This window comes from Nocardia sp. NPDC004582 (genome assembly GCF_053602115.1).
On sequence record NZ_JBSGCY010000182.1, the window covers coordinates 1 to 11203 of the forward strand.

Sequence of the window (11203 nt, forward strand, 5' to 3'; positions counted from 1 at the left end):
CGGTGATGGCGGCGATCTGTTGAAGTGCTCGTTCTGCGGAAAGAGCCAGAAGCAGGTCAAGAAGCTCATTGCGGGACCGGGGGCCGGGGACGGGGAGCCGACGGTGCCGAGAACCAGTGTGGTGCAACCGGGTCCGGCCCCGGTCGAGCCGGCGCCCCCGCAGCAGTCGTGGTTCGACGGCGGCGCGCCGCCGCAGGAGCCGCGGTACACCACCTCGTCCTGGTTCCATCCCGACGAGCCGTGGTCGGAACCGGGTGCGCGGCACCCGGCGCCGCCGCCCGAACCGCCGCGCGGCGGGCGGCATTCGCGGCCCGACTCCTGACCGAGCGGATTCCCCGGCGAAAGATGGTGCGAGGGGCGTGTTTCCGAGGAAACACGCCCCTCTCCCGTTCCGCGAGTCCGCTCCGGGTTCGGATTCGGCGGTCACCGAACCCCGCACTCGCGGCGCGGGGTCCTAGAGCGCCTGCCAGAGGGCGGGCGCGGCGGTCGGCGTCCAGCCCGGGTCGTACACGGTGTGCGCCTGCAGGCAGCGGTAACGCTTGCCGTTGTAGGTGACGACATCGCCCACCGCGTAGTGCTCGCCGACGGTCCACGTGCCCGCGCTCGGCTGCGCCGTCGTGGTGGCCGGCGGCTGATGACTGGGGGTGGTGCTGGGGGGCGGCTGATGACTGTGAGTTGTGGTGGTCGTGGTCGGCGCCGGCGTGGTGGTGGCCGGGGGCGTCGTGGTGACGGGAGGCTTTGTGGTGGTGGGTGTTCCGCCGCCACCGCTCCCGATCTGGAGGTCGACGCAGGAGTAGAAGGCGTTGACGGTGTCGCCGATGTTCCAGACGGCCAGCAGTTTCTGGCGGCCGCTGTACTTGCTCAGGTCCACGGTGTGGCTGACGCCGTCCTGGGGCGGGGGATTGTTGCCGCCGTCGAAGACCGCGACCCGGGTGCCGCCGATGAAGTACTCCCAGTTCAGGGTGCGATGCAGGGCGGTGAACGTCCAGGTGAAAGTCACCGTGCTGCCGACGGATTGGACCTTCCATGGTTTGCTGTCGTCATCCAGTTCCGGGAAGCGGGAGTTGCCGCCGCTGCACTTGTCCGAGCCCTTGGGCGCTTCCACGCTCTGCGGCTCGTATTGGATGTCACCGCAGGGCAATAGGCCTTTCGCGCACTGGGCCTGGCGGCTGAGCGGTGACGCCACATAGCCGTGGGCGCTCGCCTGAGCGGCGGGCAGGACGGCGACGAGCAGTGGTGCGATGCCGGCGGCCCCGAGCAGGGACAGTCTTCTTCCAGCTATCAATGTGAAACCCCTAGCGAGAGTGGGGCAGCGGAGGCCGGCGTGCTGTCCCGTGACGGATCTGTGATGTGATCCAGACCACTTTGTAGCAAGAGCGTGCTCAAAAAGATATGACCCGGCAACGCTTTGGTCAAGCGTCCTACCTCAGATGACCGAATTATCCGTTTGCACAGCAAACGTCACCGGCGTCACAGCAAACTTGTTGGATCGCAGCGGAGTTCGCGCCCGCCTAGACGGCCGTTCGTGCCGCCTCGCACAGCGCCGCGACACCGTCGGCGTCCGTGGCGAAATGGTCGAACCCGCTCGGCACCCCGAACTCGGCGAAGGTGACCTCGGTATCGGGTTGCGGGCGGCCGGGCACCGGAATGCGCACGGCCGCATGCAGATCCCGCGTGCCGGTCAACTCGATCACCCGGCGGGCATTGTCGGCGCGCAGGCCGCCGCAGGCCATCACGTCGATCCGGCCGTCGGACAGGCTCACCATCCGCGCGATCAGGGACGCGCCGTCCAGCACCGACTCCTGGCGACCGGAGGTGAGCAGCCGGGTGAAACCCAGCTCCAGCAACTGGTCGAAACCCGCATAGGGATCCGCGCACACATCGAACGCGCGGTGGAAGGTGACCTCCAGCTCGTCGGCGGCGGCCAGCAGTTCGGTATTGGCGGCCGGATCCACGTGCCCGTCCTCGTCGAGCACCCCCACCACCACGCCGTGCGCGCCCGCCGCGCGCACCCGCTCGACATCGGCGAGCATGAGCGCCACCTCGTCGCGGGTATAGCGGAAATCTCCGGGGCGCGGCCGGATCAGGACGTGCACCTGGGTGTGCCCGGCCGCTTCCACCGCCGCCTCGATGAGCGCGGGCCCCGGCGTGAGCCCCCCGACCGTGAGCCCCGAACACAGCTCCACGCGCGCCGCCCCCGCCTGTTCGGCGATCCGGACCCCGCCCAGAGACTCCACCCCGATCTCGACCCGCACCGTCCGCGCATCCGTCATACCTTGCAGTATGGCGAACTCCCGCCGAGTTTGTTGCCCGAGATTTGCCCTCCGAGAGTGAACGCCTCGTGAACCGCGCCACAGTGCGCCGGTCCGTCGCGGGCGGCGGATGGCGGCACCCGCAGAGCCGGCGGGGATGCGAAACGACGAGGGCGGCGCTACCGAATCGGTAGCGCCGCCCTCGTCAATCAGGTTCGGCAGCCCGGTATTTCGGGCCGGGAGCCTAGTTCTTGCGGCCCGGAGCCTTCATGCCCGACTTGAAGCCGAGACCACCCGGCTTCGCGGCGGGCGGCGTCGCGCCATTGCCTTCCGAGGAGCTATTGCCTTCGGAGGTGCCATTGCTCTCCGACTTGGCCGGTTCGGCCGGGGCGGCGGGCTCGGCGGCGGGCGCCGGAGCGGCCACGGGAGCCGAATCGGCCGGAGCCGCAGGCGCTTCCGGAGCCGGGGCGGCCGCCGGGGCGGCAGCGCCCGGAGCCTTCGGGCCGGGACGCTTGAGACCCGACTTCATGGCCAGACCCTTGGGCGCGATGGACGGCTTGGCCTCGGCGGCCGGAGCCGCGGCAGCGGGAGCCGCGGTCGCCTCGGCGGCCGGAGCGGCAGCCTCGGGAGCAGCGGCCGGGGCGGCCTCGGCGGCGGGCTTCGCGCCCGGAGCCTTGGCGGCGCCCTTCATCTGCAGACCCTTGCCACCGGGAGCCTTGAGGCCACCCTTCATGGCGAGTCCGCCCGGCTTGGCGGCCGGAGCCGACGAAGCCTCGGCAGTCTCGGCCGGAGCCGCGGCCTCGGCGGGAGCCGCAGCGGCGGAAGCGGTTTCGGCCTTCGCGCCCGGAGCCTTGGCCGCGCCCTTCATCTGCAGGCCCTTACCGCCGGGGGCCTTGAGGCCACCCTTCATGGCGAGACCCTTGGGAGCCGGTGCGGCGGTTTCCGCGGCCTCGGCGACCGGAGCGGCCTCGGCGGCCGGTTCGGCGGCCTTCGCGCCCGGAGCCTTCAGCCCGCCCTTCATGGCCAGGCCCTTACCGCCACCCGGCGGCTTCAGGCCACCCTTCATACCCAGTCCGCCACCGGCCGGAGCGGCCTTCGGCGCGGCCTCGGCGACCGCGGCTTCGGCCTTGACCGGCTCCGGAGCGGGCTCCACCGCGGCGGGCCGCGAATCAGACTCCGTGGGTGCGGCCTTGGGCTGCTGGACGACCTTCAGGTTCTCGGTCAGGGTCGCGGCGTCCACCCGGTTGATGGACTGCAGCATGAGCTGCGCGACATCGACGACCTCGACGCCCTGGCCGACCTCGCCGCCGTCCTTGCGGGCGGTGACGCCGTCGGTCAGCATGACGCGGCAGAACGGGCAGCCGGTGGCGATCATGGACGGCTCGTTGCCGCCCTTCAGGGTGTCCAGCGCCTCGTCGACCCGGTCGATATTGATGCGCTTGCCCAGCTGCTCTTCCATCCACATGCGCGCGCCACCGGCGCCACAGCACATGGAACGTTCGGCGTGACGCGGCATTTCGACCAGGGTCGAACCCGAGGCCTCCATCAGCTCACGCGGCGCGTTGTAGATCTTGTTGTGCCGGCCCAGGTAGCAGGGGTCGTGGTAGGTCACGTTCTGCGCGACCGGCGACACCGGCACCAGCTGCTTGCCGCGGACGAGGCGGTTCAGCAGCTGGGTGTGGTGCACGACCTCGTAGGTGCCGCCCACCTGCGGGTACTCGTTGTTGAGCGCGTTGAAGCAGTGCGCACAGGTGACGACGATCTTCTTCTTGGCCTGCTCGACACCCTCGAACACCGAGTTCAGCAGCTCGATGTTCTGCATGGCCAGCTGCTGGAACAGGAACTCGTTGCCCGCGCGGCGAGCCGAGTCACCGGTGCAGGTCTCCTCCTGGCCGAGCACCATGAACTTGGTGCCCGCGGTGGCCAGCAGCTCGGCGACGGCCTTGGTGGTCTTCTTGGCGCGGTCCTCGTAGGCGCCGGCGCAGCCGACCCAGAACAGGTACTCGTAGCCGTCGAAGCTGTCGGCGTCCTTACCGAAGACCGGCACCTCGAAGTCGACCTCGGAGATCCAGTTCAGGCGGTCCTTGGCGTTCTGACCCCAGGGGTTGCCCTTGTTCTCCAGGTTCTTGAACAGACCGGCCAGCTCGGAGGGGAACTCCGACTCGATCAGCACCTGGTAGCGGCGCATGTCGATGATGTGGTCGACGTGCTCGATGTCCACCGGGCACTGCTCGACGCACGCGCCACAGGTGGTGCAGGACCACAGCACCTCGGGGTCGATGATGCCGTTGACGTCCTCGCCGCCGACCAGCGGACGCTCCGCCTCGGCGCGCGCCGCCTCCGAAATGTTCGCCAGCGCACGCTCATTGGGCTTGCCCTCGGCGTCGACCAGGCCGATCTCGTCGCCGCCCATGTCCTTGCGGCCACCGGCCAGCAGGTACGGGGCCTTGGCGTAACCGTGGTCGCGCAGCGACATGATCAGCAGCTTCGGCGAGAGCGGCTTGCCCGTGTTCCAGGCCGGGCACTGCGACTGGCAGCGGCCACATTCGGTACAGGTGGTGACGTCGAGGATGTCCTTCCAGGAGAAGTCCTCGAACTTGCCGACACCGAAGGTGTCGTTGTCCGGGTCGGCGGTCTCCATCTCGATCGCCTTGCCGTTCGACATCATCGGCTTGGCCGCGCCCAGGGCGACGTCGCCGTCGGCCTCACGCTTGAAGTAGATGTTCGGGAACGCGGCGAAACGGTGCCAGGCGACACCCCAGGTCACATTGCGGCCGACCAGCAGCAGGAAGGTCGCACCCGAGATCAGCTTGATGAACGCGAAGATCGACACCATGGCGATCGACTCGGGCAGCAGCTTGGCGACCTGCTCGGTGAAGAAGTCGCTCCAGGTGTGGGACTCGTGGTAGGTCGCGATCTTGCCGGCCTTCACGAAGACCATGCCCAGGCCCTCGACGAGGACGATGGACTCGATGACATAGGCGGGCGCGAACTTCGAGCCGCTGAAGCGCGACAGCCGCGCCGGAACGCGCGGGTGGTTCAGCTGGCGGATCACGATCAGCACGACGATGCCGATGACGGTTCCGATGCCGAGGAATTCATCCACCAGGTGGTAGATGCCCCAGGAACCGATGATGGGCCAATGGAATTCGGGGTCGAAGGTCTGACCGTAGGCCTCGAACCACAGGATGAACCCGGCGAGGAAGCCGATCATGACCAGCCAGTGCGCCCAGCCGACCGTGCGGAACTTGTTCATGCGCGTGTGCGCGAGGAACTCCACGAACATGGTCTTGAAGCGTGGGAAGAACGGCCGCCAGCGGTCGGGCGCGGACTGCCCGACCATGACGGTGCGCACGATATTTCGTACGCCTCCGATGAACGATGCCCAACAGAAGACTGTGAACACCGCCCCAATCGTGCCCAGTGTCACTGTCAGGGCATTCATGTCGCGACCTCTCTTACGGTTCTACGAGCGTTTCGCGAGGCAGCCTGGTACGCCTCGAGTTGCTCGTATCCTAATGGACAGTAAGTTACCCGCCGGTAACTTAGTTGTCCAGGGTTTCCCACACCGTAAATCCCGGCAAATCGCGCCCTTAACCAAGGGCAGGCTTACTTCCAAACGTGCTGGCGTGCAGAAAGAAACGAATCTCGCAAATCGTAATGTGATCGACTAGGCTCACGCTGTCCGACAGCTGTGCGCGTCTTCACATGCTCGGGGAGGACTCGTCCTAGCGCGTAGAGGCATGGCCCGAGGGAAGCCGGGCCTCGCGTGGCGAAGAGCGCACAGCGGATATACCTGATGACGGATTGGAAACCAACCGAATGAAGCTTCGCAGTACCACTGCGGCTGCTGCCCTGGTCATCGGCGCAATGACCATCGGGATGACGACCGCTCACGCCGACAACGCTCCCGCACAGCCTGCTGGAATCAACTACTCCACCAAGCTGGTCGACGGCAAGACGATCGTCTCCACCCTGAAGAACGGCACCTTCGAACTCGCGCAGCAGGACGGCGCGATGCCCGAGGACCCGAAGCAGACGGTGGTCAACGTCAAGGACCAGGCCGGCGCGACCGTGATCTCCTTCCCGCTGGCGTTCACCGCCTCGGGCACCCAGATCCCGGTGAAGTCCGAGGTCAAGGAAGACGGCAAGGTGCTCGAGGTGGTGCCGGAGAAGCCGGCCGACTTCAACCCCGCGCAGCCGCTGGCCGTCGCCCCGGTCGCCTCCGCCAAGCCGATCGCCTCCTCTGACGAGAACCAGAAGGCGATGAGCTACTTCTCCACCCAGTTCAGCCTCGCGCTGGGCATCGGCAGCTTCGTGGGCACCGCCCTCGGCGCGATCATCGGCTGCGTCGTGACCATCGTCGCCGGCTGCGTGCCGGGTCTGGTCGCGGGCGCCGGCATCGGCGGCATCCTCGGCACCATCGCCGCGGGCGGCCCGACGCTGGTCGCGGCCGGTATCGACCTGCTGAACACCATGCAGGCGCCGGACGGCACCACCAAGTGGGCCGCCAACGCGCCCGCCACCCCGGCGGTCACGCCGAACTGATCGATCGCCGGGGCACGCCCCGGCTCGTTCCATCGCTCGGCCCGCCTCGCTCGTCGGAGGCGGGCCGAGTGCGTTTCTCAGGCGGGCAGGTCCATCCGGCCTTCGAACACCACCGTGTCGCGGCGGCGGCCGAACCGGGCGAAGGTGCGCTCGGTCATCACGTAGCGGCCGTCCTCGCGCACCAGAAGGACTGTGCTGCACCGGGTTCCGTGCACCGGATGGTTGACGAAACGCGCCGAGGCGGAGCGTTCGGTGAGCCGGTCCAGGCCGGTGCGGGGCAGTTCGGCGGCGGGGGCGGCGGTGCGGTCGGCCAGCACCCCGAGGTAGCCCGCGACATCGCCCGGCGGCACCGCGGCCAGCGCGCGCACGCCATTGCGGACCTTCGGCCACACGGGGGCATCGGTATCGGTGACGACCGTGCCGTCCGGTGCCAGCGAACCGACCAGAGCGTTGTTGGAGACACCGTGGAAGCCGGGCGGCAGTTCCTGGGGGCCGCCCTCGCTCCGATTGCTGTGCCACCACAGCGATTCCAGATCCGAGACCAGCAGATTGAAGCCGTTGTAGTCGTCGGAGGCGGTGGCGATGCCGCGCGCGAACTTCTCCGGCACCGCGTCGCCGCACAGGAAATCCATCAGCAGCGCGCCGCGGGATCGGACGTCGGTGCGGAACTCGCCGGGTAGTCGCACGTTGGTGATCGTGGCGAAGCGGTGCCGGTCGGGCAGTACGCCCAGCCAGGTACCGGGCACCGGACCGGCCGCACCCTGATCGCGGCCCGCCAGCAGACCCGGCACCTCGTCCCAGCGGCGCAGCGATTCCGTTGGGCGGGTGAAGAACTCGTCCCGATTGGCGGCCAGGATCAACCGGTAGTCCGGGTGCGCCCGCCAGCCGAGCAACGCCAAACACATAGCTGTATTATCTGCCCTCCGCTTCGCTCCGGGCGGGTTCGCGGCCCTTCAGGTCTCGTTCTTCCCTCCCTCCGCTCCCCCGCTTCGCTCAGTCCGGAACGAGACGGGCCGCGAACATCCAGTGCTGTGCACGGCTGCGATGCTGGGGTGGTTTACCCAGGAACGCGAAAAGGCCGGTAGCGGTTGAGCTACCGGCCTTTCCGAGGATGCTGTGCCTAGCTGGTGCGCACCCGCAGACCCGGGTTGTCGGAGAGCACGGTGCTGATCGGCTGCGCGAACAGCTGCGGGGTGTTGCCGGTGATCAGACCGATCAGGTTCGGGATCTCGCAGATCGGGTAGTCGGCGACCGAGGAGGCGCTGGAGATGCCCAGGGCCAGGGTGCCGGTCACCAGCGGACCGCCCGAATCACCGGGCAGGGCGCAGATATTGGACGAGAAGGACTGGGTGAGCAGCCGGTCGCCGACCTGGACGGTCTGATCGACGGCGTTCACCACGCCGCAGCTGAAGCCGGCGCGCGCGCCCGACTTGCAGACCGGAGCGCCCACCACCGGGACGGCCACACCGGTGACGGTGATCGGGGCCGCGTTCGGGACGCTCACCAGCGGGTTGGAGAAGCTGTCCCGGAACTGGTCGTTGATGCCGACGATCGAGTAGTCCTGGTTGCCCAGCACCGACTTCTGGAACGAGCCCATCTGCGGGCCCAGGCTCTCGCCGACCAGCTGGTACACGCCGGGGGAGTTGGCGCCGCCGGTGGCGGGGATGTTCGGATTGCAGTGGCCCGCGGTGATGTTCACGACGTTGCCGTTGCCGTCCAGGCCGTTGAAGCCCAGCGAGCAGCGCAGCGACATGCGGCCGGCCACCGAGGCGAAGGCGTCACCGGCGGCCATGGCACGCGGGCCGGCTCCGGCGATCTCCGCGGCCTTCGGGACGTCCTGGCCCTCGCCGCCGACCGGCGGGGCGGCCATGACGATCACGCGCGCCGGGTCCACGAAACCGGGCAGCGGGATGTCGGCCTTGTCGACGCGGACCGCGATGCTGTTGTTCAGGGTGTCGACGGCCACGCCACGGATCGACTTGGACACCGCTTCCGGCTGGTCCTTGAGCCACTGCTGGAAGGCGTTCTTCTCACCGCGCAGGGTGGTCTCGCTCTTGGCGACGTCCTTGGCGACGAAACCGGCGTCCTGCACGGCCTTGCGGGCCTGCTCGTGCGCGTCGCCGGGGGCGAGCGCCACGATCGCCTTGCCGGTCTCGTCCAGCCAGGCGCCACCGAAGACATCCGGGAACTGGCGCTGCGCGGTGGTGGCGAAGGTGGCGACCTTCTGCGCGACATCGGCGCGGGTCAGGTAGTCCTGCGGGGAGATCTTGAGGTCGCGGGTGATGGCGGCCACCAGTTCGGCCGGCAGGTTCGGGGTCGCGGGGACTTCGGGCTCCGCGTGCGCGCTCGCCGCCAAGGGTCCGGCGACGAGTACCGCGGTGGCCGCGATCGCAGCAGTCCGGACAAGGGACCGCGGGCGTCGGCCCGCGGCAGGCATGGAGGAGCGCATACGTGGCAGGAGCATGGCCCCGACTATATGGTGTCCGGCCCGTAATGCCTACTTATTGCCAGGTGACGTTTCGGTATTCGCGGAGCAAACGGCAGGCACGCGAGATTCACGCCCAATGCGGGGGATGTCCGATTTTCGCGGCCCGTGCCAACGGGCCGCGAATCAGTCACTCGGCGTGAATCACGCACGGCGTGAATCACTCACGCGTGCGAGCGAGTCCGCACCTGAATTCCGCTGCCGACACCGCCACCGGAATTGGCGTCGATTTCGTTGAGAATCGGACGCAGCGGGATGCCCAGGGACGCGGTGCCGCCGTACTGCGCGAGCTGTGTGTTGGCCTCATTGCAGTTCGGGGCGTCGGCCGCGTTCGAACCGCTGGTGATGCCCAGCGCCAGGGTGCCGGTGACGATCGCGCCGCCGCTGTCGCCGCCCAGGGTGCACGCGCTGGAAGCGAAGCCGCGGATGGTCTTCGACTGGCCCTCGGTCGTGTAGAGCTGGGTCTCGACCCGGTCCGCCACCACGAAACCGCAGGTGAACGTGGACGATTGGCCCGATTTGCAGACCGGGGCGCCGGTGATCGGGTCGGCCACACCGGTAATGGTGAGGGTGGTGCCGTTGGCGCCGCGCACCGACGGCTGATCCATGCCCGCCTGCACCGCGTCGTCATTGAGCTTGATGACCGAATAGTCCAGTGCGCTGCGACCGCCCAGGGTGGCGCTCACGAAACTGCCGACCTTCGGGCTGGCCAACAGGTTTTTCACATTTGGCAGGTACACATCGGCGCTGGTGCCCTTGTCCACATTCGGATTGCAATGGCCCGCGCTGATGTTCAGCGCATTGCCCGCCGAATCGACGCTGTTGAATCCGAACGAGCACACATCCACCCCGTGCAGCGAGCTGTCGAGCGGAGTCGGCGCGGTGATGTAGGTGTCGCCGCCCATCGGCCGCCGCTCCACCGGGCCACCGGAGTTCGGCGACAGGATCACCTTGATATTGGCGATCAGGGTGGGCAGATTCAGCAAATGCCCGGCCGGGGTGTTGGCGACGCTGAGCACCAGCTGGCTGTTGAGGAAGTCGATGGCCACCGAATTGATCGCGCCCGAGATCTCCCGCGGCAGCGTGGTGATCCACTGGTTCAGCTGATCGACCGAGTTCTCCAGGCCGTCCGCGCTGATCGGGGCCAGCCGGGTCTGGTACCCGGCGGCCGCCGCGACCTTGGCGGCGTCGAGGGAGGTGACGGCCAGCACCGGTTTGCCGTCGGTCCCGATCCAGGCGCCAGCGAAATCATCGGGACGCTGGGTGCGGAAATCGCTGGCGTAATCCCGCAACTGCTGGGCCTTGGCCGCGCGGTCGAGGTATTCGGCCGGAGTCATCTTCAGATCGCGCTGGATGGCGGTCACCAGTTCGGCCGGAAGGCTCTCGGCGGCAAGCTGATCCGGGCCGGCCGGGTCGGCGGTGGCGGTGCTCAGAAGGGGCCCGATGAGGACGGTCGAGGCAACGGCGACGGTGGCTGCTCGGACCGCGGCGCGGCGCGCCATGAACTTGCGCATGGAGTCCCTTCGTAGTGCACCAGCCGACCGGCTTCCAGGGGAAGGGGTTCCGGGTTACCTTCCGGAAGGTCGGTCAGCGCACCACTTTAGGGCACAAACCCCCGGAGGTCGCTACGAAATCAGCGCGGACCCTGTCCCCACGGGTCCTGCAGGGCCGGGGCCGGCAGATCGAACCCCGGCACCGACGGGTACTGGTAGATCGGAGTGCGGGTGGACGTCGGCGTCGTGGTGCGCTCCGGCGTCGTCGTGGGCGCTTCGGTGGTCGTCGTGGGCGGCAGCGTGACGGTGGTGGTCGTGGTGGTCGGCGCCCCGGAGGTCGCGGGCGCGTCGACGACATCGGCCGGCGGCGCGGCCGCGGTCGGATGCAGCGAACCGGTCGGCGGCAGCAGCGGCGGGGCCACACC

7 protein-coding genes and 2 pseudogenes are annotated in these 11203 nt (G+C 68.5%); 2 read left to right on the forward strand and 7 right to left on the reverse strand.

Annotated features, from left to right (window positions below; all coding sequences use genetic code 11):
* Window positions 1-82, forward strand: a pseudogene (locus ACWELJ_RS30870) (ClpX C4-type zinc finger protein); the annotation flags it as partial.
* A 372-nt stretch (window positions 83-454) separates the two neighbouring features.
* On the opposite strand, the gene ACWELJ_RS30875 reads toward ACWELJ_RS30870, so the two are convergent.
* From ACWELJ_RS30875 to ACWELJ_RS30885, 3 genes are all read right to left on the reverse strand, one after another.
* Window positions 455-1285, reverse strand: coding sequence for a lytic polysaccharide monooxygenase (locus tag ACWELJ_RS30875; RefSeq protein ID WP_452369624.1), 831 nt, complete (start codon window positions 1283-1285; stop codon window positions 455-457).
* Between the two features lie 226 nt (window positions 1286-1511).
* Window positions 1512-2273 (reverse strand): copper homeostasis protein CutC, encoded by a 762-nt coding sequence (locus ACWELJ_RS30880; RefSeq protein ID WP_452369625.1) that lies wholly within the window; start codon window positions 2271-2273, stop codon window positions 1512-1514.
* A 223-nt stretch (window positions 2274-2496) separates the two neighbouring features.
* Complete coding sequence (locus ACWELJ_RS30885; RefSeq protein WP_452369626.1) at window positions 2497-5697, reverse strand: heterodisulfide reductase-related iron-sulfur binding cluster; 3201 nt, start codon at window positions 5695-5697, stop codon at window positions 2497-2499.
* Window positions 5698-6134: 437 nt separating this feature from the next.
* On the opposite strand from ACWELJ_RS30885, the gene ACWELJ_RS30890 reads away from it, so the two are divergent.
* On the forward strand, window positions 6135-6800 hold the full coding sequence (locus tag ACWELJ_RS30890) for a hypothetical protein (RefSeq protein WP_452369627.1): 666 nt from the start codon (window positions 6135-6137) through the stop codon (window positions 6798-6800).
* 77 nt (window positions 6801-6877) lie between these two features.
* On the opposite strand, the gene ACWELJ_RS30895 is transcribed toward ACWELJ_RS30890, so the two are convergent.
* From ACWELJ_RS30895 to ACWELJ_RS30910, 4 genes and pseudogenes are all read right to left on the reverse strand, one after another.
* Window positions 6878-7705: an NRDE family protein gene (locus tag ACWELJ_RS30895; RefSeq protein ID WP_452369628.1), complete on the reverse strand. Its 828-nt coding sequence runs from the start codon at window positions 7703-7705 to the stop codon at window positions 6878-6880.
* A 215-nt stretch (window positions 7706-7920) separates the two neighbouring features.
* On the reverse strand, window positions 7921-9264 hold the full coding sequence (locus tag ACWELJ_RS30900; protein WP_452369629.1) for a S1 family peptidase: 1344 nt from the start codon (window positions 9262-9264) through the stop codon (window positions 7921-7923).
* Between the two features lie 185 nt (window positions 9265-9449).
* Window positions 9450-10799, reverse strand: coding sequence for a S1 family peptidase (locus ACWELJ_RS30905; RefSeq protein WP_452369630.1), 1350 nt, complete (start codon window positions 10797-10799; stop codon window positions 9450-9452).
* 119 nt (window positions 10800-10918) lie between these two features.
* Window positions 10919-11203, reverse strand: a pseudogene (locus tag ACWELJ_RS30910) (hypothetical protein); the annotation flags it as partial.

Excerpts from the sequence above, each read along its gene's own strand:
- ACWELJ_RS30905 (WP_452369630.1), bottom strand. The coding sequence starts at position 10,799 with ATGCGCAAGTTCATGGCGCGCCGCGCCGCGGTCCGAGCAGCCACCGTC.
- ACWELJ_RS30890 (WP_452369627.1), top strand. The coding sequence starts at position 6,135 with ATGACGACCGCTCACGCCGACAACGCTCCCGCACAGCCTGCTGGAATC.
- ACWELJ_RS30900 (WP_452369629.1), bottom strand. The coding sequence starts at position 9,264 with ATGCTCCTGCCACGTATGCGCTCCTCCATGCCTGCCGCGGGCCGACGC.
- ACWELJ_RS30885 (WP_452369626.1), bottom strand. The coding sequence starts at position 5,697 with ATGAATGCCCTGACAGTGACACTGGGCACGATTGGGGCGGTGTTCACA.
- ACWELJ_RS30895 (WP_452369628.1), bottom strand. The coding sequence starts at position 7,705 with ATGTGTTTGGCGTTGCTCGGCTGGCGGGCGCACCCGGACTACCGGTTG.
- ACWELJ_RS30880 (WP_452369625.1), bottom strand. The coding sequence starts at position 2,273 with ATGACGGATGCGCGGACGGTGCGGGTCGAGATCGGGGTGGAGTCTCTG.